Consider the following 23,406-nt stretch of genomic DNA (forward strand, 5'->3'; position numbering starts at 1 on the left):
CCGACACATGACCGACACCGTGCTGGACGACGTCGACCGGGCGCTCGTGCACGCGCTGCGCGAGGACGGTCGCGCGACCCTGGCCACGCTCGCCGGGGTGACGGGGCTGTCGCAGTCCGCCGTGCAGGCGCGGGTGCGCAAGCTGGAGGCGCGCCGGGTCATCACGGGCTACCGCGCCGTCGTCGACCCCGAGGCGGTGGGGCTGCCCATCGCGGCGTACGTGGAGATCACCCCGCTGGACCAGTCGCAGGCCGACGACGCCCCCGAGCGGCTGCGCGACGTGCCGGGCATCGAGGCGTGCTGGTCCGTGGCGGGCAACGCGAACTACCTGCTGCTGGTGCGGGTGTCCTCGCCGTCGGCGCTGGAGGACCTGCTGGGTGTCATCCGGCGGGAGGCGAGCGTGTCGACGCGGTCCACCGTGGTGCTGCGGACCTACTTCGAGGGGCGACCGCTGGCCCACTGACGAGATTTTTTGCGGTCACGCTCTGGTTGGACAGGAAGTTCTCCTCTACCGTCGGGGTATGACCGAGACAATCTCTCCGCGCACAGCCTCCAGCGTCGGCGGCTCGATCGAGGCCACCGCCGTCCTCGAGTCGCTGCGCGAGCACCTGCTCGTCGACGGCTTCGACCTCGTGCTCGACCTCGACCGCTCGCACGGCTCGACCCTCGTCGACGCCCGCGACGGCCGCGAGTGGACCGACCTGTTCACGTTCTTCGCCTCCAACCCGCTGGGCATGAACCACCCCGCCCTGTCCCGCGACCCGGTGTTCCGCGAGGAGCTCACCCGGGCCGCGATCAACAAGCCGTCCAACTCCGACGTCTACACCGTCGAGCTCGCCCGCTTCGTCGACGCCTTCGCCCGCGTGCTCGGCGACCCCGCCCTGCCGCACCTGTTCTTCGTCGACGGCGGTGCTCTGGCCGTCGAGAACGCCCTCAAGGTCGCCTTCGACTGGAAGTCGCGGCACAACGAGGCGCACGGCCGCCCGCCCGAGCTCGGGACCCGGGTGCTGCACCTCGAGCACGCGTTCCACGGCCGCTCCGGCTACACCATGTCGCTCACCAACACCGAGCCCGGCAAGGTCGCCCGGTTCCCCAAGTTCGACTGGCCGCGCATCACCTCCCCGTACCCCGGGCACGACGCCGCCGGCGCGCCCCGCGACGTCGAGGCGCTCGAGGCCCGGGCCCTCGCCGAGGCCCGCGCCGCGTTCGAGGCGCACCCGCACGACATCGCCTGCTTCGTCGCCGAGCCGATCCAGGGCGAGGGCGGCGACCACCACCTGCGACCCGAGTTCCTCCAGGCCATGCAGGCCCTGTGCCACGAGCACGACGCCCTGTTCGTCCTCGACGAGGTGCAGACCGGCGTCGGCATGACCGGCACCGCCTGGGCCTACCAGCAGCTCGGCGTCCAGCCCGACGTCGTCGCCTTCGGCAAGAAGGCGCAGGTGTGCGGCGTCATGGCCGGCGGCCGCGTCGACGACGTGCCCGACAACGTGTTCGCCGTCTCGTCCCGCATCAACTCCACCTGGGGCGGCAACCTCACCGACATGGTCCGCTCCCGCCGCATCCTCGAGGTGATCGAGGCCGAGGGGCTGCTCGAGCGTGCCGCGCGCGTCGGCGCCGGGCTGCTGGCGCGCCTCGAGTCGCTCGCGGCCGCGCACCCCGGCGTCGTCACCGACCCCCGCGGCCGAGGGCTCATGTGCGCGGTGTCGCTGCCGTCGCGCGACGTGCGCGACGCCGTCCTGGCCGGGCTGCACGACGGGGGGTTCATGATCCTCGGGTGCGGGGAGCGGTCCGTGCGGTTCCGGCCGGCGCTGACCGTCGACGAGACCGTGCTGGATGCAGCGGTCGCGGCGCTCGATCGCGTCGTCGCCGCTGGTTGAGCCTGTCGAAACCCCGGCGCCGCTGGTTGAGCCTGTCGAAACCCCGGCGCCGCTGGTTGAGCCTGTCGAAACCCGGTGACGGTTGACGGCCGGTCGGGGGATCGCGCGCACGGTCGCGTTCACGGGCGCCAGGGCGCCCTCCACTTCGGGACTTCTACGACCGTGCGCGCGATCCCCCGCCCGGCCTTCTGTCGTCCTCTGGTCGTGGTGGATCGGGCTGTGACACGCTCGACCGGTGGCTGAACATCGCGTGGTGGTGGACGACGGCGAGGCCGAGCGGGTGCTGACTGTGCTGCCGGGCGTCGGGTACACGGCGGAAGGGCCGGTGCTGGCACGGCCCGCTGCTGCCTTGCGTGCTGCCGGTTGGTCGACGCGGACCGTGGTGTGGGACGGGCGGCCGGACTTCGACGTCGCACGGCGGGTGTACGCCGACGTCCTGCGGGACGGCGTGGCCGTCGCGGCGGACGCGGTGCACCTGGTGCTGGCGAAGTCGCTCGGCACGCTGGCGCTGCCCGTCGCCGTCGAGCTGGGGCTGGCCGGCGCGTGGCTGACGCCGCTGTTGGCGACGGACCGGGCGCCGGAGGTGCGGGCCGCCGCCGCTCGCCTGGGTGCTGCCGGCACGCCGGCGCTGCTGGCGGGTGGGACGGCCGACCCGTTGTGGGACTCCGAGCTCGCGGCGTCGTCCGGCGTGCGCGTGCTCGAGGTGGACGGCGGCGACCACTCCCTGGAGGTCGACGACGACCCGGCGCGCACGGCGCGGGCGCTCGACGACGTGACGGCCGCCGTCGTCGACCTGGCCCGCCGGCACGCTGGTTGAGCTTGTCCGAACCCTGCCGCTGGTTGAGCCTGTCGAAACCCGACGAGGAACCGGATTTCGACAAGCTCAATCACCGAGGTGGAGGACCGGGATTTCGACAGGCTCGACCGGCGGTGCGTCAGCTCGCGAGGCGGCGGGTGAGGATCAGGCGCGACCGGGTGACCAGCCACGCGGCGGACACCGCCAGCAGGGGCAGCACGACGACCGTCGCGCCCAGCACCGCCCACGGCACCTCGACCGTCCACCGCGGGTCGGGCACGTCGTACCGGAACCGCTCGAACAGCACGAATGCCGCGCCCAGCACGATCCCCGACAGCCCGCCCAGCACGCTGCCGACGACGGCGACCGTGCCCGCCTGCGCGGCGACGATCCGCTTGCGGGTGGTCGGGGCTGCGCCGACGGCGGCGAGCGTCGCGAGGTCCGGGCGCGACTCCGTCGCCGCCAGCGCCGCGACGATCCACGCCGCGGCGAGCGCCAGGATGCCCGCGCCGCCCACGATGAGCAGCGAGCTCAGCCACTGCGGGGAGCCGTACTGCTGCACTCCCTGCCCCGTGGACACGCACACGGTGCAGTCCCACTCGTCCGAACCCGGGAACGCGTCGTTCAGCGCGGCCTGCAGCGTCTGCTGCTGGACGTCGTCGAGCGGGACGTCGGGCCGGGCGACGAACCCGCCGAGGGCGGTGCCGACGCCGATCGCGTCGACGGCGGACGGCGGCACGACGGGGAAGTTGGCGTTCGACGGCCCGAGCGGGTCGCCGACGCCGGTCGCGGGCAGCTGCACCGACCGCTTCCCGGTCTCCCGCTGCCCCTCGTCGTCCCAGGTGCGGACGTCGAGCCGCACGGTGCCGTCGTCGTCCGCCGTGCCCGTCTGCACGACGGCGCGGCCGGCGGACAGGGCGGCGGCCGCCGTGTCGGGGGAGGGCAGCCCGAGCAGCGGCGCGAGCGAGCCGTCGTCGACGATCGGTCCGAGGATCCCTTGCTGGGCCTGGCTGTAGCCTGCCTCGGCGGCGGCGGTCGGCGGTGCGCCGACGGTCGTGGACGTCGCGTCGTCGTGCGGCCCGCGCAGCACGGTGACGGGGAGCAGCTCCCCGGCGTCCGGCAGGACGTCGTGCACGATCGACCGGACCCGCTCGCCCTGCTCGGGGGTGAGCTGCGAATCCGTGCCGAGGTCTGAGGCACCGAGCACGAGGACCCCGGGCGCGGCGACGAGTGCCTGGGATCTCGCGTTGTGCGCCGTCTGGGCGACGGAGTAGACGAGCCCGGCGCTCGCGCCGGCCACGGCGACCAGCACGGCGGCCAGAGCCGGCGCGGTACGGCCACGGTTCCGGGCGGCGTCGCGCAGCGCGAACCGCCAGGACAGCGGCAGGCGGCCCGCGAGGCGGCCGAGGGCCCCGACGACGCCGCCGCACGCGAGCACCAGGCCGAGCTCGCCGACCACCGCGCCGCCGGCGACGCCGAGCGCCTGGCCCGCGAGACCGGCGGCGACCGCGGCCGCGAACCCCGCGGCACCCACGGCGGTCCCGGCGACGACCGGCCAGCGCCGGTACGACGTCTCGCCGCGGCGCCCGGCCAGGACGGCCACCACGTCCGCGCGGGACGCGCGCCGCGCCGGCAGCCAGGCGGCTCCCGCGGCCAGCAGGACGCCGACGGCGACGATCGCCACCACCGGCGGCCACAGGATCGCGAGCGCGGCCTCGGTCAGCAGGGTGACGACCAGCGCGGCCGCACCGACCCCTACGACGGCCCCGACGGCGGACGCACCGACGCCGATGACGACGCCGGTGCCCAGCACGACGGCGCGCAGCGTGCGCCGGGTTCCGCCCGCCGCCGCGATCACCGCCAACGACCGCGCGGAGCGGCGTGCGCCCACCGCGAACGACGGGCCGATGAGCAGCACCACCTCGAGCAGCGCCACCGCGGCGACGGCGGCGAAGGGCGCCCACTGGTCGATCTGGTCGGCCGTGCTCGTGGCCGGCATGCCGCCGTAGTACGGCACCGCCTCGTCCGGCGGCGGGTCGAACAGCACGTCGCGGCTCGTGACGACGACCCCGAGCCGGTTGAGCTCCAGCACGTCGTCCCAGGTGACGGGTTCGTCGCCGGCGACGAACCACTGCGTCCAGTCCCCGTCGCCCTCGCCGTCGTCGCTCGGCAGCTCGGCGGGGGCGGTCAGCGGGCCGGAGGCGGGAAACAGGAGCGTGGTGCTCTGTGCGGCGTCGTGGGCGAGCAGCCCGGACACGGTGGCGACAATCTCAACATCGCTCCCGCCGCGCGTCAGCGTCACCGGGTCGCCGACGGCGAGCCCGAGCTGGTCCGCGGTCGACGCCGCGAGGGCGACCTCCCCGTCGGAGGGCAGCGCGCCGTCGTCGAGCGGGAACGCTCCGGCGAGGTCCGGGTCCGTCAGGTCGCCCTGGAGGATGCCGTACGCGGTGAGCTGCCCGTCCTTGCCGTGCACGTCGAACCCGCCGTCGAGGGCGCGCACGACGGGGACCAGCCGGTCGTCGCGCGGGAGGGCGGCGGTGAGGTCCGCCTCGACCGCCGCCGCGGGGCGCGGCTCGAACGGGTCGTCGTCCCCCTGACCGGTGCTGCCGAAGCCGCTTCCGTCGGGCGTCTGGTCGATCGGCATCTCGGTCAGCGTCACCGCCGCCTGGAGGTCGGGGCCGAGCGCACGCTGCGCCATCGTCTCCGGGGTCTCCTGCGCCGACCACAGCGCGGTCGTCGCGAACGACCCGATCGCGACGGGCAGCGCCACCATCACGGCGACCAGCGTCGTCCGGCCCTTGTTCCGGCGGGCGTCCCGCCACCCGTACCGCAGCGCGACGCGCCAGCGCCCGCGCCACCGCGCGACCGGGCCGCTCACGCCGTCCTCTCCTTGCCCGATCGCCGCGGTGCCTCGCTCCGGTGCACATCGTGCCTCGGCGCCCCTGGACGGGGGCTCCTCGCGTTCACGCGTGCACCGCGCGGTGCAGCAGCGACTCCGGCCCGGCGGCGGCTCCGGTGGAGTCGACGACGACGCCGTCGCGCAGGAAGACGATGCGGTCCGCCCAGGCGGCGTGCCGCGCGTCGTGGGTGACCAGGAGGCCGGCGGCCCCGGCGTCGACGCGCTCGCGCAGCACGCGCATCACCGCCTCGCCGGTCACGGAGTCGAGCGCGCCGGTGGGCTCGTCGGCGAGGACGAGACGGCGCGGCCCGACGAGCGCGCGGGCGATGGCGACCCGCTGCGCCTGGCCGCCGGACATGTCGTCGGGGAAGCGGTCGGCGAGGTCGTCGAGCCCGACGGTCGCCAGGGCGGCGGTGGCCTTGGCGCGGGCCCGACGGGCGGACAGGCCGTCCAGCTCGAGGGGGAGCGTGACGTTCTCGAGCGCGGTGAGCGCGGGCACGAGGTTGAGGTCCTGGAAGACGTAGCCCACATGCTTGCGCCGCAGCCGGGCGCGGGCTTTCGCGTCGAGGGCGCCGACGTCGTCGCGCCCCACCGTGACGGTGCCCGACGTCGGGGTGTCGAGGCCGCCCGCGAGGTTCAGCAGCGTCGACTTGCCGGAACCCGACGGACCCATGACCGCCACGAGCTCGCCCATGCGCACCTCGAGGTCGACGCCGCGCAGCGCGTGCACCTCGGCGGCGCCGTGCCCGTGCACGCGCGTCACCGCCGTCATCCGCAGCATCACCGGGGAGCTCATCGCGCGCCGCCCTTCGCCCGCGGCCGGCCGAGCCTGTCGAGGCCGTCGGGCTTCTCGGCAGGCGAGGTCTCGACGGGCTGGGCCGCCGGGCGTGCTGCCGCCCGGGCGACGGTGGACTCGACGTGGTCCAGCCACCGCACCTCCGCCTCGGCGGCGAAGACCAGCGAGTCGAGCACCAGGGACCAGGCGAGGCCGTCGGGGTCGTCGGCGGCGTCGCGCTTGAGCAGCGTGTAGTCGCGCAACGCGCGCAGCGACTCGGTCCGCTGGCGCTGGATGACGGCCGCGACGTCGACGCCGTGGCCGTCCGGGTGCACCGTCACGGCGAGCGCGAGCTTGATCGCGAGCTCGTCGCGGGCGGGTGCCTTGCGCTCCACGGGCCGCAGCCACCAGGCGTCCGCCTCGGCGCGACCGGCGTCGGTGAGGCGGAACCGCTCCGGTCCCTCGTCGTCGTCCGACGCCGGCTCGACGAGGCCGTCGCGCTGCAGCCGTTGCAGGGTGGTGTAGGCCTGGCCGATGTTGAGCGGCCAGGTGCCGCCCGTCCGCGCCTCGAACTCCTGGCGGAGCTGATAGCCGTGCATAGGGCGCTCGGACAGCAGCGCGAGGAATCCCTGTCTGACGGACACCCTGACCTCCATGGTTACCGGGTAAGCATCGGTGCGTGTGAGGATACTTGCCGAGTAACTACCCGGAGTCAAGCGCGCCGACCGTGCCCGCCGCGAGTCTTCGCGGCCGGCGCCGCGACACGCGGTCGATCGTTACCCATCCTTAACAGTGATTTTCACCACGGCAGGCCATGATGGCGATATGTTCCACGGCAACGTCGTCGTGCGCCGCAGCAGCGGGCCGCGGACGACGTGCACGACGACGTGAACACGGCAAGGCAAGGACGCCTGGAGCGACCACGACGTGGGGAGAAGCCGGTGACGATGGGGCGAAGGGCCGCGCTGGCGGCCGCGGCGACAGCGGTGACGCTGGTGCTGGCAAGCTGTTCGGGCGGCGGGAACGACGGCGGCGACGGTGAGGCTACGGACGGCGGCGGGAGCGACCCGGACGCGACGCTGCACCTGGCGCTGTCGCAGGACGTCGAGACGCTGCTGCCGATGGACTCGAACGTCGGGGACAACATCTCCGTGCTCGACGTCGTGTACGACGGGCTGGTCCGGTACGACCCGAAGACCACCGAGCCGTACAACTACGTGGCCGACAGCATCGAGACCGACGACAACACGGTCTGGACGATCAAGATCAAGCCGGACCTGACGTTCCAGAACGGCGAGCCGGTGGACGCCGACGCGTTCGCCCGCGCCTGGAACTACGCGGCCTACGGCCCGAACGCCATGGCGAACAACTACTTCTTCGAGCGCATCGCCGGCTACGACGAGATGCAGGGCGAGACCGACGACGACGGCAACGTCACCAAGAAGCCCGAGGCGGACACGCTGTCGGGCCTGAAGGTCGTGGACCCGCAGACGCTCGAGGTCACGCTCACGGGCCCGTTCGCCGGGTTCGGCACGATGCTCGGCTACACCGGCTTCTTCCCGATCGCGCAGGAGTGCCTCGACGACATCGACGCGTGCGCCGTGCAGCCGATCGGCAACGGCCCGTTCGAGGTCGAGAAGTGGGACCAGGGCGTGAACCTCACCGCCAAGCGGTGGGAGGACTACACGCTGAAGGAGACGCCCGGCTACGGCGCCATCGAGTGGACCGAGTACACCGGCGAGGACAACTGGCCGGACTTCCAGGCCGGCAACCTCGACTTCGCGGTCCCGCCGCCCGCCGAGCAGCAGGCCGCCGCGAACGACCCCGACCTGCAGGAGCGGTACGTCGAGGGCCCGGGCGCCGCGCTCACCTACCTCGCGTTCCCGCTGTACAAGGACGGACCCTGGAAGGACGTCGAGTTCCGCAAGGCGATCTCGCTGGCCGTCGACCGTCAGGGGATCATCGACGCCCTGCTGCCCGGCCAGCGCGTGCCCGCCGACAGCTGGGTGCCGGCCGACGTCGTCCCCGGCGGCACCGGGGGCACGTGCGAGTGGTGCACGTTCGACCCCGAGGCCGCCAAGGCGGCGCTGGAGAAGGCCGGCGGCTGGCCCGAGGGCGAGAAGCTGACCATCCACCTCGGCCAGGACGCCGTCGAGCAGGAGCTGTTCAAGGCGGTCGGCGACTCGATCCAGGAGACGCTCGGCATCCCCTACGAGCTGGACGCGACGCCGGACTACTTCGCCCGCCGCGCCGCCCGCGACTTCTCCGGCCCGTTCCGCGCCAACTGGTTCCCGGACTACCCGCTGAACGAGAACTACCTCGCCCCCGTGTACGCCAGCGGCGACGCGAAGAACGGCAACGTGGAGTTCGGCTACTACAGCGAGGACTTCGAGGCGGCCGTCAAGGCCGGCGACGAGGCCGCGACCCTCGACGACGCGGTCTCGCAGTACCAGGAGGCGGAGAAGATCCTTGCCGCCGACTTCCCGACGGTGCCCCTGTTCGTGGCGCAGAACACCGACTACTACAGCGAGAACGTGTCGAACGTCGTCCTCGACCCGTTCAGCGGCGAGCCCAAGCTGCGCCTCCTCGAGGTCACGAACGGCTAGCCACGACGTCGTGGGTCGAGCCTGCAGGCCCCGGTGGTCGAGCCTGTCGAAACCAGGTTTCGACAGGCTCGACCACCGGGGACGGGCTCGACCGGCGTCCCTCCCCGCACCACCAGAAAGTCTGTGAATGGGCCGCTACATCCTCCGCCGCTCCGTCCTGGGGGTCGGCACCCTGCTGCTCGTGATGTTCGTGCTGCACCTGCTCACGACGTTCGCGATCCAGCTCAACGGCAACCCCGCCCTGGCGTTCTTTGGCGACAAGGTCCCGACGGCGTCCCAGCTCGCCGCGGTCGAGGCGCGCTACGGCCTCGACGACCCCTGCTACGACCAGACCGGCAACCCGTGCCTGGGACCGTTCGTCGAGCGGCTCGGCCAGTACGCCCAGGGCGACTTCGGCACCAACCTGCGCGGGCGCGAGGTGACGGACATCGTCGCCACGGCCGCGCCGAACACGCTCAAGCTGTTCCTGATCGTCACGATCGTGTGGTTCGTGCTCGGCATGGGGCTCGGCACGATGGCGGCCCGGCGGCGCGACCGGTCCGCGGACCACGGCATCCGGCTGACGTCGGTGCTCATCGACGCGTTCCCGATCTTCGTGCTGCTGCTGGTGTACCGCTACGTCTTCGCGGTGCCGCTGAGCGGCTGGGCCGAGGACACCTTCGGGGCGGGCAGCCTGCCCGCCCTGTGGTTCAGACCGTCGTTCGACGACGACCACCCGTGGGCGACGCTGCTCGTGCCCGGCATCCTGCTGGGCCTGGCCGGCTCGGCGGCGTTCATCCGCCTCGTGCGGGCGAGCCAGCTCGAGTCGTACGCGGGCGACCACGTGCGCACCGCCCGCTCGCGGGGCCTGAACGAGCGGCACGTCGTGGCGCACCACGTGATCCGCAACTCCGCGGTGCCGGTGGTGACCGCCGTGGGCCTGACGTTCACCGAGGCGCTCGCCGGCGCCGTCGTCACCGAGGGGATGATGAACATCTACGGCATGGGCGGGGTGCTCTGGGAGGCGGTCCGCGCCGCGGACGTGGCCCTCATCCTCGGCATCGTGACGATCCTCGCCGCCGTGACGGTGGCCGTGATGCTCGTCGTCGACATCGCCTACGCCGCCCTGGACCCGAGGATCCGCTATGCCTGACCGCACCGCACCCCCGCCCACGGCGGCCGCCACCACGCCCGACGCCCCGGCCGTCGACGCGTCGACCTCGCTCGGCGGGGACGCCTGGCGCCGGCTGCGCCGCCGGCCCGACGTGATCGCCGCGTCCGTCGTCGTGGTCTTCTTCGCCGTGATGGCGGCCTTCCCGACGCTGTTCACCAGCACGAACCCGCAGAGCTGCCGCATCGGGGACTCGAAGATCCGGCCGCAGGGCCTCGGGGCCGAGCACCCGCTCGGCACGGACGTGCACGGGTGCGACCTGCTCGCCCAGCTGGTGCACGGCGCCCGCCCCTCGCTGACGCTGGCGTTCGTGGTGGTGGGTGCGTCCCTCGTCATCGGCGTCACGCTCGGCCTGCTGGCGGGGTACTACCTCGGATGGGTGGACACGGTGGTGTCCCGCACCATCGAGGTGTTCCTCGTCATCCCGCTGCTGCTCGCCGCGCTGCTGCTCCTCACGCTGTTCCGCAAGGTGAGCGTGGGCGGCGGCACGTTCGACGTCATCCTGCTACCGGCGGTGGTGCTCACCCTGTTCGGCTGGATGGCGTACGCCCGCTACGTCCGCGCGGCCACGCTCGAGGCCAAGAACCTCGACTACGTGACGGCCGCCCGCGCGCTGGGCGCCTCCGACCTGCGCGTCATGGTGCGGCACGTGCTGCCCAACGCGATCGGCCCGGTCACGGCGCTCGTGCCGACGGCGATCGCGGGCGTGATCAGCACGGAGGCCGTGCTGGCGTTCCTCGGCATCGGGGTGCGGCCGCCGGCGATCAGCTGGGGCATCATGATCACGAACGGCGCGGACTGGGTGACCGGCGGCTACGCGTACCTGCTCCTGTACCCGCTCGGGTGCCTGGTCCTCACGGTCCTGGCGCTCGTCGCCCTCGGCGACGCCCTGCGCGACGCCCTCGACCCGAGGCTCCGGTGATCGACATGACGGACACCCTGATCACGCCCACCGGCGCGGAGCGGACCGCCGGCGACGTGCTGCTCGAGGTCGAGGACCTCGCGGTCGAGTTCCGGTCGGACGACGGCGCGGTGCGGGCCGTCGACGGCCTCGGCTACCGGGTGGAGGCGGGCCGCACGCTGGCCCTCGTGGGCGAGTCCGGCTGCGGCAAGTCGGTGAGCTCCCTGGCGGTGATGGGGCTGCTGCCCCCGACGGCGCGCGTCGTGCGGGGCACCGCGCGGTACCGCGGCACCGACCTGCTCGCCCTGTCCCCGACGAAGCACCGTGCGCACTGCGGCACGCACGTCGCGATGGTCTTCCAGGACGCGCTGGCCGCGCTCAACCCCGTGCACACGGTGGGCTACCAGCTCACGGAGTCGCTGCGGTCGCGCACCGGGACGTCGCGGCGGGAGGCCCGGCGTCGCGCCGTCGAGCTGCTGGACCTGGTGAAGGTGCCGAACGCGGCGCAGCGGGTGGACGAGTACCCGCACCAGTTCTCCGGCGGCATGCGCCAGCGCGTGATGATCGCGTCCGCGCTCGCCCTCGACCCGGACGTGCTCATCGCCGACGAGCCGACGACCGCGCTCGACGTCACGGTGCAGGCGCAGGTGCTGCGGCTGCTCGCGGAGATCCAGGCGGAGCGGCAGATGGGGCTGGTGCTCATCACCCACGACCTGGGCGTCGTCGCGGGTGTCGCCGACGACGTCACCGTGATGTACGCCGGCCGCGCGGTCGAGCACGCGCCCGTGCGCGACCTGTACGCGGCGCCCGCGCACCCCTACACGCGGGCCCTGCTGCGCTCGGTGCCGCGCCTCGACGCCGTGGGCGCCGCCGACGACCGGGCCGGGGGCCGGCTGCCCGTCGTGCCGGGCCGGCCGCCCGCGCCGGGCCGCGTCCCGCCGGGCTGCTCGTTCCACCCCCGGTGCGACATGGCCCGCGACGTGTGCCGCACCGACGAGCCGCCGCTGGACGGCGTCGCCCCCGGGCGGTCGTCGGCCTGCCACTTCGCCGCCGAGCTCCTGGGAGGCGCCCGTGCCTGAGACTGTCACGACACCCGCCGCAGGACGGCCGTCGCCCCCCGACGACGTCGTCCTCGAGGTGCGCGACCTCGCCAAGTCGTACCCCGTGCGCCACGGCGCAGTGATCCGGCGCACCGTGGGCCAGGTCCAGGCCGTCGACGGCGTCTCGCTGACGCTCCGCCGGGGGCGCACCCTCGGCCTCGTGGGGGAGTCCGGGTCCGGCAAGTCCACGCTCGCCCGCGTGCTCGTGGGGATCGAGAAGCCGACGCGCGGGCAGGTGCTCGTCGACGGCGAGGACGTCTCGACGATGTCGCGCGCCGCCCGCCGCGAGCTGCGCCGCAACGTCCAGATGGTGTTCCAGGACCCGTACACGTCGCTGAACCCGCGCATGCCGGTGGGGGAGATCGTCGCCGAGCCGTTCCGGATCCACCCCGGCGCCGTGCCGGCCGGCGGCCGGCGGCGGGCGGTGGCCGAGCTGCTCGAGCTGGTCGGCCTCGACCCCGACCACGCGCACCGCTACCCGCACCAGTTCTCCGGCGGCCAGCGGCAGCGCGTCGGGATCGCGCGGGCGCTCGCGGTCAAGCCGCGGGTGCTCGTGTGCGACGAGCCCGTCTCCGCCCTCGACGTGTCCGTGCAGGGCCAGGTCATCAACCTGCTGGAGGACCTGCAGGACGAGCTGGGGCTGTCGTACCTGTTCATCGCGCACGACCTGGCCGTGGTGCAGCACATCGCCGACGAGGTCGCGGTGATGTACCTGGGCCGGGTCGTCGAGGAGGGCGACCGGCCGTCCGTCTACGGGGCCGCGCACCACCCGTACACCCGGGCGCTGCTGTCCGCCGTGCCGGTGCCCGACCCCGCCGCCCGGCGCGACGACGAGCTGCTGCTCGAGGGCGACCCGCCGTCGCCCGCCGACCCGCCGTCCGGCTGCCGCTTCCACACCCGCTGCTGGCTCGCGCGTCGGCTCGCAGCAGACGAGGGGATCAGCGGCGACGGCCCTGACGCCGTGCCCGCGCGGTGCCGCACCGAGGACCCGGTGCTCGTGCCGCTCGGCCGTCGCGGCGACGACGACGGCGGGGCCGGCGTGGCCGTGCCGCACGCCGCCGCGTGCCACTTCGCCGAGCAGGCGGCGGCGCTCGGCGGCCGGCCGGCGGCCCCCGCGACGGCGGACCTCGCCGGCGAGCACGAGGGCGCACCTCCCCGTGACCACGAGCCCGACGGCGAAGGGTCCGTGCCCGAGACCGTCCCCGACAGCCCCGTCCTCGAGAGCAGGGAGCGCTGACCGTGACCGACCGCCGACCGACCGTCGTCCTCGTCCAGAACTCGCCGCACAGCGGACCCGGCCGCCTGCCGGACTGGCTGGAGGCGGACGGCGCGTCCGCCGTCGTCGTGCAGGGTGCGGACCTCGTGGAGCAGGTCCCCTCGCTCGCCGACGGAGGTGCCGCGGCGCCCGACGGGGTGGCGGGTCTCGTGCTGCTGGGCGGCGGCCTGCTGCCCGACGAGGACGAGCGGGCCCCGTGGCTGCCGCACGAGCGCGCCCTGGTCGCCGAGGCCCTGGACGCCGGCGTCCCGGTGCTGGGCATCTGCCTGGGCGGGCAGGTGCTCGCGCACGTCACGGGCGGCACGGTGACGGGTCGGTCCGGCGAGACGGAGAAGGGGCTGTGCCCCGTGCGCCTGCTCGACGACGCGGCCGACGACGCCCTGCTGGGCCCGCTCGGGCAGCTCGCCGTCGGCGGCGAGGTGCGGATGGTCGAGAGCCACGTCGACTCGATCACGGGGCTGCCGCCGCAGGCCGTGCACCTCGCGACGAGCGACGCGTGCGGCGTCCAGGCGTTCCGCGTCGGGGAGGTCGCGTGGGGGCTGCAGTTCCACCCCGAGGCGGCGCCGGAGCGCATCGGCACCTGGGACGCCGACGAGCTCGCCGCGCTGGGCTTCGACCGCGACGAGCTGCTGGCCGCCGCACTCGAGCGGGCCCCCGAGAACGACACGCAGGCCCGCGCGCTCGCGGCCGCGTTCGCCGCCGTCGTCCACCGCTGTGAGCGGGAGACACGCCCTCGACACGCCGAAGATCGGGGCCAGAATTCCGCTCACAACGTCTCGGGAGTGCGCTGATGCCGGCCACGGGCACGCACTCCGACGGCGTCCCCGCCGTCGCGTACCAGGTGCGCCGGGCGGGCGGCGAGGTGCTCGCCGAGCGCGACGGGGACGCTCCGTTCTACGCGGCGTCGACGGTCAAGCTCGCCGTGCTGGCGGCTGCGGCCCGCGCGCTGGACACCGGGGAGCTGACGCTCGACGAGGAGGTGGCCAGCGCCGACACGTTCACCTCGCAGGTGCCGGGCGCCCCGGACTACCGCATCGAGCCCGACGACCTCGACCCGGGCATGCCCCCGCCGGGCACGTTCATGCCGGTGGGCCTGGTGATCGAGCGGATGATCGTCGTGTCCTCCAACGAGGCCACCAACATGGTGATCGACCTCGTCGGCCTCGACGCCTGCAACCGGGTGCTGGCCGACGTCGGCGCGGGCGCCAGCGTCGTCGGGCGCAAGTACAGCGACCTGGCCGCCGAGGAGCGCGGCGACTCCCATCGCACCACGCCCGCCGACCTGGCGGCGCTGATGTCCGCGGTCGTCACCGGGCAGGTCGCGGGGCCGGAGCGCACGCTCTGGATGATCGACCTGCTCGCGCGCCAGACCGACCGGCAGCTCACCGCGGCCGTGCCGGACGGCGTGCCGTACGGCTCCAAGTCGGGCTGGGTGGACGGCATCCGGCACGACGTCGCGTTCGTCGGCACGCCCGGCCCGGAAGCCCTCGTCGTCGCGGTGTGCACGCGCGGCTACGACGAGTCGCACGCCGAGGAGGCGCTGCGGGCGCTGGGTTCTCTCGCGGTGACTCTGGCGGGCATCCGCTAGGAGGCGGGACGGGCCGACGCGACCCACATCGCCGCGGCCATCGTGGCGAGCACCCCGGCCACGAGCGCCAGGGGCGCCGTCCACCCGTGGGAGGCCTCGTGCACGGCCCCCATCACCGTGGGCGCGAGCACCGCGCACCCGTAGCCGGCCGTCTGCACCACCGCCGACGACCGCCGCGCCACCGCCACTCCCGGGCTGCGCTGGGCCACGAGCGTGAAGATCACGGTGAAGTTGCCGCCCTGGGCGGCGCCCGCCAGGCCCACCCACAGCCACCAGAGCCCGGGGGCCAGGAGCAGCCCGAGCGGCAGGGAGATCCACATCGCCGCCATGGCCACGGCGACGGTGCGCGCCGACAGGCCGCGCGAGAACGCGGCCGGCACGAGGAACGACCCCACCACCGCGCACAGCTGGAACGGGGCCGCCGCGCTGCCGGCGCCGGCGGCGCTCATGCCGAGCCGGTCGTGCAGGATCTCCGGCAGCCACGCCGTCACCGCGTAGTACCCGAAGGCCTGCCCGGCGAACGCCACCGACAGCAGCACGACCAGGCGCCGCACGGCCGACCGGGCCGGCGGCTCGAGGGCGTCCAGCTCCGCCCGGGCCGACGGAGGCCGCACGCGGGCGCCGCCGTCGCGCGGGGCCGCGGCGCGCCCGCGGGCCGCGAGCCGCCGCCCCGCCGGGACCCACGCCGCCAGCGCGACCACCGCGAGCACGCCCCAGCCGGCCAGCGCCCACTGCCAGCCGAACGCGGTCGCGAGCGGCACGGTGAGCATGGTGGTGAACGTCGACCCGAGGTTCATCGTCGCGCTGTACGCGCCGGTCACCGCCGCGGCCCGACGCCGGAAGTCGCGCGTGATGACCACCGGCACCGCGACGTTGCCGATCGTGATCGCGATGCCCAGCACGGCGCTGCCGACGAGCGCGGCCGGCACGGAGCCCCCGGAGCGCAGCAGCGTCCCCGCGAGGATCCCCGCCATCGACGCGCCCAGCGCGAGCTCCGGGCCCGCGCGCGCCACCAGCACCGACGCGAGCGGGGTGCACAGCGCGAAGCACAGCACAGGGACCGAGGTGAGGAGGCCGGCGCCCGCGGACGTGAGGCCGAGCGCGGCGGCGACGTCGTCCACCACGGGTGGGAGCGACGTGATCGGGGCACGCAGGTTGAGCGCGACGAGCAGCAGCGCCGCCAGCAGCAGGCCGGCGCGGGCGCCGTCGTCGCGGGCGGAGGGGGAGGGGTAGGACGTCACGCTGGGGGTATCTCCGAGATCATTCGTCGAACTGCGCGACGACGGTGCGCAGCAGCGCGGCGAGCTGGGGGCGCACGGCCGCGGGCAGCGCGTCGAGCACGCGGGCCTCGACGTCGAGCAGGTCGCTCATCGCCGCGTCGACGCGCTGCCGGCCGGCCGCGGTGAGCTGCACGAGCACGCCGCGGCGGTCGGACGGCGCGCGGTGGCGCTCCACCAGGCCGCGGTCCTCGAGCCGGTCGATGCGGTTGGTCATGGTGCCGCTCGTGACGAGCGTCTGCGCCACGAGGACGCCGGGGGACAGGCGGTACGGCTCGCCGGCGCGGCGGAGCGCCGACAGCACGTCGAACTCCCACGTCTCCAGGTCGTGCCGGGCGAACGCGCCGCGGCGCGCGCGGTCCAGGTGCCGCGCGAGCCGGCTGACGCGCGAGAACACCGTCAGCGGCTCGACGTCCAGGTCCGGCCGCTCGCGCCGCCACGCGTCGACGATCCGGTCGACCTCGTCGGACCGTGCCTCCACATCCATGCGGCGAGAGTACTCCCGGTCTCTCGACGTCAAGAATCTTGACGGGTGTGATCTCGTGCCGAGGTCGTCGACCGGACCACTACCTCGGCGCGATCTGGACTACCTCGGCTGGATCCGAACTACCTCGCGAGGGTTCGAACTACCTTGCGGCTTCTCGAACTACCTCGCGGGGAGCCGGACTACCTCGCGGCCTCTCGAACTACCTCGGCAGGATCTGGACTACCTCGCGGCGAGCCGGACTACCTCGCGGAGGGCTCGAGGCGGACGACGACGGCCTTGGAGACGGGCGTGCGGCTGGTCTCGGCGGTCGCGCCGAGGGGGACGAGGACGTTCGCCTCGGGGAAGTAGGCCGCCGCGCAGCCGCGCGCCGTGGGGTAGGCGACGACGCGCTGGCCGCGCAGCACGCGGTCGACGCCGTCGTGGTACTCGCCGTGCACGTCGACGGTGGAGCCGTCCGCGATCCCCAGGTCCGCGAGGTCGTCGGGGTTGACGAGCACGACGGCGCGGCCGCCCTTGATGCCGCGGTAGCGGTCGTCGCGGCGGTAGATCGTGGTGTTGAACTGGTCGTGGGAGCGGATGGTCTGCAGCAGCAGGCGGCCGGGCGGGCACTCGACCGGGGCGAGCTCGTTGACGGTGAGGTGGGCGCGGCCGTCGTCGGTGGGGAAGGTGCGCGAGTCGCGCGGCCCGTGCGGCAGTCGGAAGCCGTTCGGCCGGCGAAGCTGGGCGTTGTAGTTCTCGCAGCCCGGCACGACGCGGGCGATGTGGTCGCGGATCACGTCGTAGTCGCGCTCCATCGCGGCCCAGTCCACGGGGCGGTCCGTCGAGCCCTGTCCGCCGGGCCGGGCGCCGAGCACGGCGCGCGCCAGCCGCGTGACGATCGAGACCTCCGAGAGCAGGCCGGGCGCCACCGGTTCGACCTTGCCGTGCGACGCGTGCACCGCACAGACGGTGTCCTCGACGGAGACCATCTGCTCGCCCGAGGCCTGCCGGTCGATGTCGGTGCGCCCCAGCGTGGGCAGGATGAGCGCCTCCTTGCCGACGACGGCGTGCGACCGGTTGAGCTTCGTCGAGATCTGCACGGTGAGGTCGGCGCGGCGCACCGCCTCCTCCGCGGCGCCGGTGTCGGAGATCGCGCCGACCAGGTTGCCGCCGAGGGCCACGAGCGCCTTCACGCGCCCGGCCGCCATCGCCTCCACGGTGCCGACGGCGTCGAGGCCGTGCGCACGGGGCGAGGTGATGCCGAACTCGGCGTCGAGCGCGTCGAGGAAGCTGTCCGGCATCTGCTCCCAGATGCCCATGGTGCGGTCGCCCTGCACGTTGGAGTGGCCGCGGATCGGCGACGCGCCCGCGCCGGGACGGCCGATGTTCCCGCGCAGCAGCAGCAGGTTGACGATCTCCTTGATCGTGGGGACGGCCTTGGCGTGCTGGGTCAGGCCCATCGCCCAGGTGACGATGACGCGCTCGGCGCGCACATAGCGGTCAGCGAGCTCGTCGATCACGGCGCTCGTGAGACCCGTCGCCGCGAGCACGGCGTCCTCGTCGAGGTCGGCCAGGTGGGCGGTGAGCGCCTCGAGCCCCGACGTGTGCTCGGCGAGGAACTCGTGGTCGAGGACGGTGCCGGGCGCGGCGGCCTCGGCGTCGAGCACCCGCTTCGACACCGCCTGCAGCAGGGCCATGTCGCCGCCGAGCCGGATCTGCAGGAACTGGTCGGCGAGCCCGGTGCCGCGGCCCGCGAGCCCGCGCACGGTCTGCGGGTTCTTGTACCGCTTCAGGCCGGCCTCGGGCAGCGGGTTGACGGCGACGATGCTCGCCCCGTTCTGCTTGGCCTCCTCGAGCGCGGTGAGCATGCGCGGGTGGTTGGTGCCCGGGTTCTGGCCCATGATCACGATCAGGTCGGCCAGGGCGAAGTCGTCGTAGGTGATCGTCGCCTTGCCGACGCCGATCGTCTCGCCCAGCGCGGCCCCCGTGGACTCGTGGCACATGTTGGAGCAGTCGGGCAGGTTGTTGGTGCCGAAGGCGCGCACGAACAGCTGGTAGACGAACGCGGCCTCGTTGGACGTGCGCCCGCTCGTGTAGAACGAGGCCTCGTCGGGGGAGTCGAGGGCGTTCAGCCGGTCGGCGACGATCGCGAACGCCTCGTCCCACGAGACGGGGACGTAGTGGTCGGACCCGGCGGCCTTGTGCACCGGCTCGACGAGCCGCCCCTGCTGCCCCAGCCAGTGCTCGGTGCGGGTGAGCAGGTCCGAGACGGGGTGCTCGGCCCAGAACGCCGGCTCGACGACGAGCGGCGTCGCCTCCCACGTCACGGCCTTCGCGCCGTTCTCGCAGAACTCGGCGGGCTTGCGCCGGTCCGGGTCCGGCCAGGCGCAGCTCATGCAGTCGAAGCCGTCGCGGTGGTTCATCGACAGCAGCAGGCGTGCGGTGCGCGACGGCCCCATGTCGCGCAGCGCCGGGACCAGCGCGTGCACGATGCCGGGCACGCCCGCCGCCCAGTCCTTCGGCGGGCGGACCTCGTCGGGCTGCGGCTCCAGCGGCTCGCCCGCGTCCCGGACGTCCTCCGGCTGCTCGGTGGTCATGCGGCGTCCCCTCTCCGGTCCCGGCGCACGTGCCGGTCGTGCCCGTCGTCGTGCGCGTCATCGGCCTCGTGGGCGTGCCCGGTGCCGGCGGCCTCGACGACGCGGTGGTCGCCGGCGTAGACGACGAGCGTCGGGTCGCGCACGAAGCCGACGAGCGTCAGGCCGGCGTCGTCCGCGAGCTCGGCCGCCAGGGACGAGGGCGCGGACACGGCGGCGAGCACGGGCACCCCCGCCATGACGGCCTTCTGCGTGAGCTCGAAGCTGGCCCGCCCGGACACCACGAGCACCGTGCCGCGCAGGGGCAGCAGCCCGGCCGCGGCGGCCCAGCCGACCACCTTGTCGACGGCGTTGTGCCGACCCACGTCCTCCCGCACCACGAGCGGCTCGCCCGTCGCGGCGTCGAACAGCCCCGCCGCGTGCAGGCCGCCCGTGCGGGCGAACACGTCCTGCGCCGCGCGCAGCCGGTCGGGGAGGGACGCGAGCAGCGCGGCGTCCACCCGGACCCGGTCGCCGGCGACGTCGAACGCGCTGCGGGTGAACACCGCGTCGATCGACGCCTTGCCGCACAGGCCGCACGCGCTGGAGGTGAAGAACTCCCGGGCGAGCGCCGGGTCCGGCGGCCGCACGCCCGCGGCGAGGGCGACGTCGAGCACGTTGAACGTGTTCTCGGTGCCCCGGCCGCCGGGGGAGCCGGCGCAGTAGCGCGCGCCCGCGACCTGCGCGCCGTCGGTCACCACGCCCTCCGAGACGAGGAAGCCGGTGGCGAGCTCGACGTCGTACCCGGGCGTCCGCATCGTCACCGCGTACGAGCGTCCTCCCACGCGGATCTCCAGCGGTTCCTCGCCCGCGAGCAGGTCGTCGCGGCGCGCGGTGCGGCCGCCGATCGTGACGCGCCTGACGCGGCGTCGGACGGTGACGCGGGTCATACCGCAGGCCTAGCAGACCCCCGCGCCGGGCACAACGGCAGCCCCCGGGGAAACCTCACCCGCGCCCGACCTGCCTGCGCCGCGCGGCGCGCCTACGGTCGGGAGACCGGCTCAGACCGGGCCGGGCGTGTTCGAGGAGGAGCACCATGGCAGACACCAACCGCGCGGTCGCGTACAAGGGTCCGGGCGAGGTCGAGGTCATCGACATCGACTACCCGACGTTCGAGCTCAAGGACGGGCCCGGCGTGAACCCGGCGAACGTCGGCCGGCAGGTACCGCACGGCGTGATCCTCAGGACGGTCGCGACCAACATCTGCGGGTCCGACCAGCACATGGTCCGCGGGCGCACGACGGCGCCCCAGGACCTCGTGCTCGGCCACGAGATCACCGGCGAGGTCGTCGAGGTGGGCCGGGACGTCGAGTTCGTCAAGGTGGGCGACCTCGTCTCCGTGCCGTTCAACATCGCGTGCGGCCGCTGCAAGAACTGCAAGGAGCGCAAGACCGGCATCTGCCTGAACGTGAACCCGGACCGGCCGGGCAGCGCGTACGGGTACGTCGACATGGGCGGATGGGTCGGCGGGCAGGCCAACTACGTGCTGGTGCCGTACGCCGACTGGAACCTCCTGCGGTTCCCCGACAAGGACCAGGCGCTCGAGAAGATCATGGACCTCACGATGCTGTCCGACATCTTCCCCACGGGGTTCCACGGCGCCGTGACCGCCGGGGTCGGCGTCGGCTCCACCGTGTACGTCGCCGGGGCGGGGCCGGTGGGGCTCGCCGCCGCGACCGGGGCGCTGCTGCTCGGGGCGGCCGTCGTCATCGTCGGGGACATGAACGCAGACCGGCTGGCGCAGGCCCGCACGTTCGGCTGCGAGACGGTGGACCTCACGAAGGGCGACCCGGGGGAGCAGATCGAGCAGCTCCTGGGCGTGCCCGAGGTCGACTGCGCCATCGACGCCGTCGGCTTCGAGGCGAAGGGGCACGGGGCGGACTCCGGCCACGAGGCGCCGGCCACCGTGCTCAACTCGCTGATGGACATCACGGCGGCGGGCGGCGCGCTGGGCATCCCGGGGCTGTACGTCACCGGGGACCCGGGCGGCATCGACGAGGCCGCGAAGAAGGGGTCGCTGTCGCTCAGCCTCGGCACCGGGTGGGCCAAGTCGCTGGCGTTCACCACCGGCCAGTGCCCGGTGATGAAGTACCACCGCGGGCTGATGCAGGCGATCCTGCACGACCGCGTGCAGATCGCGAAGAACGTCAACGCGAAGGCGATCACCCTCGACCAGGCCCCGCAGGGGTACGCCGAGTTCGACGCCGGCGCCGCGACGAAGTACGTCATCAACGCGAACGGGTACCTCGACGGCCGGTGAGCAGCCAGCGCCGGTCGAGCCTGTCGAGACCACCGGGTCTCGACAGGCTCGACCGACAGAAGGTTCCTGCCCGGGTCAGCGGAGCTTCGTGAGCTCCGGCTTCTTGACCATCCCGGACAGCCCGTTCCAGGCGAGGTTGGTCAGGTGCGCCGCCACCTCGGCCTTGTCCGGGCTGCGGGCGTCGAGCCAGTACTGCCCGGTGAGCGCGACCATGCCGACGAGCATCTGCGCGTAGAGCGGCGCCGCCTTGCGGTCCAGGCCGTTCGCCTTGAACTGGTCGCCCAGGATGTGCTCGACCTGCGTGGCGACGTCGCCGATGAGGCTGGAGAACGTGCCGGTCGCCTGGGCGACGGGGGAGTCGCGCACGAGGATGCGGAAGCCGTCCTCCGACGCCTCGATGTACCCGAGCAGGGCCAGCGCCGTGCGCTCCACCAGCACCTTGGGGTGGCCCCCCTGCTCGAGCGCGCCGGACAGCGCGGCGGTCAGCGCGCGCACCTCGCGGTCCACGACGACGGCGTAGACGCCCTCCTTGCCGCCGAAGTGCTCGTAGACCACCGGCTTGGACACCTCGGCCCGCGCGGCGATCTCCTCGACGCTGGTGCCGTCGAAGCCCTTCTCGGCGAACAGGCCGCGGCTGACCGCGAGCAGCTGCTCGCGCCGCTGGCTCGCCGTCATCCGGGCGCGCGGCGGACGCTTGGGCGCTCGGGAGTCGGAGGGCATGAGGTCATTGTGCCCGGGCGCGCCGCCGGGACGCGAGGACGGCGACCAGCGACGTCACCGACCAGGCGCCGGCCGCGGCCCGGGACGCCAGTACGACGACGGACAGCAGCACCATCGCCGGGTACTGCCACACCAGCAGGTCGGCGAGCCAGTACGACGCCAGCACGACGACGGACACGGCCGCGGCGGGCGCGGTGAGCACGCCGAGGACGAGCGCGACGCCGAGCGCCGTCTCCAGCAGCGGCAGCAGCGCGCCGAACAGGCCGGGGGCCGCGGCGAGGCTCGCGTCCACGAACGCCTGGAAGAACCCGGGCACCCGCGGGTTGCTCGCCGCGCCGTCGACGACGAACCCGACGTCGGCGGCGCCGAACCCGGCGCGGTACTTGAGGATCCCCTCGTGCAGCCACAGCAGGCCGAGGGTCACGCGGGCCGCCCCGGCGAGGGCCGGGGCGATCCGCGCGCGGGCGGTGCTCACGGCGTCTGTCACGTCAGCCGTCACATCAGCCGTCACATCAGCCGTCACATCAGCCGTCACATCAGGGTGGCCGCGCCGAACACGGCCTTGGCCTTGTCGCAGTGCACGACGACGTCGGTGAACCCGCTCGCGTCGACGCCGTCGAGCGTGAACGTCTGCGAGGCCTCGTCCCACGCGACGTCGCCCAGCTCGGTGCCGGCGGACACCGCGGCCTCGTCGGTGCCGTTCGCGAGGTAGAGGTGCAGGTCGGGGCCCTCGTCGGAGGAGAAGCCCTCCAGGGTGAGGGTGTCGCCGTCGACGGCGACCGTGCCCTCGACGGACTTGTCGTTCAGCCCGGCGAACGAGCCGTGCCGGGCCATCGCGTCCGCGCCCTGCATGCCGTCGCTGGCCATGTCGTCGCTCTGCATGTCGTCGCTCTGCATGTCGTCGGACGGCATCGACTCCGTGGCGGTCGGCGTCATGTCGTCGCCGGAGCCCGCGTCGGCGCCGTCGTCGGCGCCGCAGGCGGTGAGGGTCAGGGCCAGGGCCACGAGGCCGGCGGTGGTGAGTGCCTTCGCACGCATGAGGTGTCCTTCTGTCCGGGGCCGGTCCCCGCAGGGCGGCC

21 protein-coding genes are annotated in these 23,406 nt (G+C 74.0%); 11 read left to right on the top strand and 10 right to left on the bottom strand.

The window, feature by feature from the left end:
• The first annotated feature begins 7 nt into the window (after positions 1 to 7).
• The 3 genes from AAG589_RS12630 (at position 8) to AAG589_RS12640 (ending at position 2,697) form a co-directional block, all read left to right on the top strand.
• Positions 8 to 463 carry an Lrp/AsnC family transcriptional regulator gene (locus AAG589_RS12630; protein ID WP_430567597.1) on the top strand — a complete coding sequence of 152 codons (456 nt, stop codon included), beginning with the start codon at positions 8 to 10 and terminating at the stop codon, positions 461 to 463.
• A 58-nt stretch (positions 464 to 521) separates the two neighbouring features.
• A complete protein-coding gene (gene lat / locus AAG589_RS12635; RefSeq protein WP_430567598.1) occupies positions 522 to 1,880 on the top strand; it encodes an L-lysine 6-transaminase in 1,359 nt (452 codons plus the stop codon).
• Between the two features lie 235 nt (positions 1,881 to 2,115).
• Complete coding sequence (locus AAG589_RS12640) at positions 2,116 to 2,697, top strand: hypothetical protein (protein WP_430567599.1); 582 nt, start codon at positions 2,116 to 2,118, stop codon at positions 2,695 to 2,697.
• Positions 2,698 to 2,815: 118 nt separating this feature from the next.
• Here the strand turns inward: AAG589_RS12640 and AAG589_RS12645 are convergent, their stop codons facing one another.
• From AAG589_RS12645 to AAG589_RS12655, 3 genes are all read right to left on the bottom strand, one after another.
• The gene (locus AAG589_RS12645; RefSeq protein ID WP_430567600.1) at positions 2,816 to 5,554 is read right to left on the bottom strand and encodes an ABC transporter permease; all 2,739 of its coding nucleotides are present in this window, start codon (positions 5,552 to 5,554) and stop codon (positions 2,816 to 2,818) included.
• An 85-nt stretch (positions 5,555 to 5,639) separates the two neighbouring features.
• On the bottom strand, positions 5,640 to 6,371 hold the full coding sequence (locus tag AAG589_RS12650) for an ABC transporter ATP-binding protein (RefSeq protein ID WP_430567601.1): 732 nt from the start codon (positions 6,369 to 6,371) through the stop codon (positions 5,640 to 5,642).
• Complete coding sequence (locus tag AAG589_RS12655) at positions 6,368 to 6,994, bottom strand: PadR family transcriptional regulator (RefSeq protein ID WP_430567602.1); 627 nt, start codon at positions 6,992 to 6,994, stop codon at positions 6,368 to 6,370. Before AAG589_RS12655 ends, AAG589_RS12650 begins: the two co-directional genes overlap by 4 nt.
• A 303-nt stretch (positions 6,995 to 7,297) precedes the next feature.
• Here AAG589_RS12655 and AAG589_RS12660 point away from each other — a divergent pair, with 303 nt between their 5' ends.
• The 7 genes from AAG589_RS12660 to AAG589_RS12690 all read left to right on the top strand — a co-directional run bounded on the left by AAG589_RS12660 (position 7,298) and on the right by AAG589_RS12690 (position 14,971).
• Positions 7,298 to 8,956, top strand: coding sequence for a peptide ABC transporter substrate-binding protein (locus tag AAG589_RS12660; protein ID WP_430567603.1), 1,659 nt, complete (start codon positions 7,298 to 7,300; stop codon positions 8,954 to 8,956).
• 127 nt (positions 8,957 to 9,083) lie between these two features.
• A complete protein-coding gene (locus tag AAG589_RS12665; RefSeq protein ID WP_430567604.1) occupies positions 9,084 to 10,088 on the top strand; it encodes an ABC transporter permease in 1,005 nt (334 codons plus the stop codon).
• Positions 10,081 to 11,028, top strand: a complete 948-nt coding sequence (locus tag AAG589_RS12670) for an ABC transporter permease (protein ID WP_430567605.1) — start codon at positions 10,081 to 10,083, stop codon at positions 11,026 to 11,028. Before AAG589_RS12665 ends, AAG589_RS12670 begins: the two co-directional genes overlap by 8 nt.
• Before the next feature lie 5 nt (positions 11,029 to 11,033).
• Complete coding sequence (locus AAG589_RS12675; protein ID WP_430567606.1) at positions 11,034 to 12,086, top strand: ABC transporter ATP-binding protein; 1,053 nt, start codon at positions 11,034 to 11,036, stop codon at positions 12,084 to 12,086.
• On the top strand, positions 12,079 to 13,344 hold the full coding sequence (locus AAG589_RS12680; protein ID WP_430567607.1) for an ABC transporter ATP-binding protein: 1,266 nt from the start codon (positions 12,079 to 12,081) through the stop codon (positions 13,342 to 13,344). Before AAG589_RS12675 ends, AAG589_RS12680 begins: the two co-directional genes overlap by 8 nt.
• Positions 13,345 to 13,346: 2 nt before the next feature.
• Positions 13,347 to 14,174 carry a type 1 glutamine amidotransferase gene (locus AAG589_RS12685; RefSeq protein ID WP_430567608.1) on the top strand — a complete coding sequence of 276 codons (828 nt, stop codon included), beginning with the start codon at positions 13,347 to 13,349 and terminating at the stop codon, positions 14,172 to 14,174.
• Positions 14,174 to 14,971: a serine hydrolase gene (locus tag AAG589_RS12690; protein WP_430567609.1), complete on the top strand. Its 798-nt coding sequence runs from the start codon at positions 14,174 to 14,176 to the stop codon at positions 14,969 to 14,971. Before AAG589_RS12685 ends, AAG589_RS12690 begins: the two co-directional genes overlap by 1 nt.
• Here the strand turns inward: AAG589_RS12690 and AAG589_RS12695 are convergent.
• From AAG589_RS12695 to fdhD, 4 genes are all read right to left on the bottom strand, one after another.
• The gene (locus AAG589_RS12695; RefSeq protein ID WP_430567610.1) at positions 14,968 to 16,212 is read right to left on the bottom strand and encodes an MFS transporter; all 1,245 of its coding nucleotides are present in this window, start codon (positions 16,210 to 16,212) and stop codon (positions 14,968 to 14,970) included. The two genes, AAG589_RS12690 and AAG589_RS12695, sit on opposite strands and share 4 nt — an antisense overlap.
• Before the next feature lie 19 nt (positions 16,213 to 16,231).
• Positions 16,232 to 16,735, bottom strand: coding sequence for a MarR family winged helix-turn-helix transcriptional regulator (locus tag AAG589_RS12700; protein ID WP_430567611.1), 504 nt, complete (start codon positions 16,733 to 16,735; stop codon positions 16,232 to 16,234).
• A 239-nt stretch (positions 16,736 to 16,974) separates the two neighbouring features.
• Positions 16,975 to 19,311 carry an FdhF/YdeP family oxidoreductase gene (locus tag AAG589_RS12705; protein ID WP_430567612.1) on the bottom strand — a complete coding sequence of 779 codons (2,337 nt, stop codon included), beginning with the start codon at positions 19,309 to 19,311 and terminating at the stop codon, positions 16,975 to 16,977.
• Positions 19,308 to 20,237: a formate dehydrogenase accessory sulfurtransferase FdhD gene (gene fdhD / locus AAG589_RS12710; protein WP_430567613.1), complete on the bottom strand. Its 930-nt coding sequence runs from the start codon at positions 20,235 to 20,237 to the stop codon at positions 19,308 to 19,310. The genes AAG589_RS12705 and fdhD overlap by 4 nt, the downstream gene beginning before the upstream one ends.
• Positions 20,238 to 20,383: 146 nt before the next feature.
• Between fdhD and fdhA the strand changes: the two genes are divergently transcribed.
• A complete protein-coding gene (gene fdhA, locus AAG589_RS12715; protein WP_430567614.1) occupies positions 20,384 to 21,607 on the top strand; it encodes a formaldehyde dehydrogenase, glutathione-independent in 1,224 nt (407 codons plus the stop codon).
• A gap of 75 nt (positions 21,608 to 21,682) precedes the next feature.
• On the opposite strand, the gene AAG589_RS12720 is transcribed toward fdhA, so the two are convergent.
• The 3 genes from AAG589_RS12720 to AAG589_RS12730 are packed head-to-tail and all read right to left on the bottom strand — an operon-like array spanning position 21,683 to position 23,365.
• Positions 21,683 to 22,282: a TetR/AcrR family transcriptional regulator gene (locus tag AAG589_RS12720; RefSeq protein ID WP_430568024.1), complete on the bottom strand. Its 600-nt coding sequence runs from the start codon at positions 22,280 to 22,282 to the stop codon at positions 21,683 to 21,685.
• Positions 22,283 to 22,331: 49 nt separating this feature from the next.
• Complete coding sequence (locus tag AAG589_RS12725; protein ID WP_430567615.1) at positions 22,332 to 22,802, bottom strand: hypothetical protein; 471 nt, start codon at positions 22,800 to 22,802, stop codon at positions 22,332 to 22,334.
• Positions 22,803 to 22,858: 56 nt separating this feature from the next.
• Positions 22,859 to 23,365 (bottom strand): DM13 domain-containing protein, encoded by a 507-nt coding sequence (locus tag AAG589_RS12730; RefSeq protein WP_430567616.1) that lies wholly within the window; start codon positions 23,363 to 23,365, stop codon positions 22,859 to 22,861.
• Between the last annotated feature and the right edge of the window lie 41 nt (positions 23,366 to 23,406).

The sequence above is a fragment of the Isoptericola sp. F-RaC21 genome (assembly GCF_038593535.1).
In the GTDB taxonomy this organism is placed as follows: domain Bacteria; phylum Actinomycetota; class Actinomycetes; order Actinomycetales; family Cellulomonadaceae; genus Isoptericola.

Bases quoted from the DNA above. Each gene is read 5' to 3' on its own strand.
- AAG589_RS12630 (WP_430567597.1), top strand. From the start codon at position 8: ATGACCGACACCGTGCTGGACGACGTCGACCGGGCGCTCGTGCACGCG.
- lat (WP_430567598.1), top strand. From the start codon at position 522: ATGACCGAGACAATCTCTCCGCGCACAGCCTCCAGCGTCGGCGGCTCG.
- AAG589_RS12650 (WP_430567601.1), bottom strand. From the start codon at position 6,371: ATGAGCTCCCCGGTGATGCTGCGGATGACGGCGGTGACGCGCGTGCAC.
- AAG589_RS12660 (WP_430567603.1), top strand. From the start codon at position 7,298: ATGGGGCGAAGGGCCGCGCTGGCGGCCGCGGCGACAGCGGTGACGCTG.
- AAG589_RS12665 (WP_430567604.1), top strand. From the start codon at position 9,084: ATGGGCCGCTACATCCTCCGCCGCTCCGTCCTGGGGGTCGGCACCCTG.
- AAG589_RS12670 (WP_430567605.1), top strand. From the start codon at position 10,081: ATGCCTGACCGCACCGCACCCCCGCCCACGGCGGCCGCCACCACGCCC.
- AAG589_RS12675 (WP_430567606.1), top strand. From the start codon at position 11,034: ATGACGGACACCCTGATCACGCCCACCGGCGCGGAGCGGACCGCCGGC.
- AAG589_RS12690 (WP_430567609.1), top strand. From the start codon at position 14,174: ATGCCGGCCACGGGCACGCACTCCGACGGCGTCCCCGCCGTCGCGTAC.
- AAG589_RS12700 (WP_430567611.1), bottom strand. From the start codon at position 16,735: ATGGATGTGGAGGCACGGTCCGACGAGGTCGACCGGATCGTCGACGCG.
- AAG589_RS12705 (WP_430567612.1), bottom strand. From the start codon at position 19,311: ATGACCACCGAGCAGCCGGAGGACGTCCGGGACGCGGGCGAGCCGCTG.
- fdhD (WP_430567613.1), bottom strand. From the start codon at position 20,237: ATGACCCGCGTCACCGTCCGACGCCGCGTCAGGCGCGTCACGATCGGC.
- fdhA (WP_430567614.1), top strand. From the start codon at position 20,384: ATGGCAGACACCAACCGCGCGGTCGCGTACAAGGGTCCGGGCGAGGTC.
- AAG589_RS12720 (WP_430568024.1), bottom strand. From the start codon at position 22,282: ATGACGGCGAGCCAGCGGCGCGAGCAGCTGCTCGCGGTCAGCCGCGGC.
- AAG589_RS12730 (WP_430567616.1), bottom strand. From the start codon at position 23,365: ATGCGTGCGAAGGCACTCACCACCGCCGGCCTCGTGGCCCTGGCCCTG.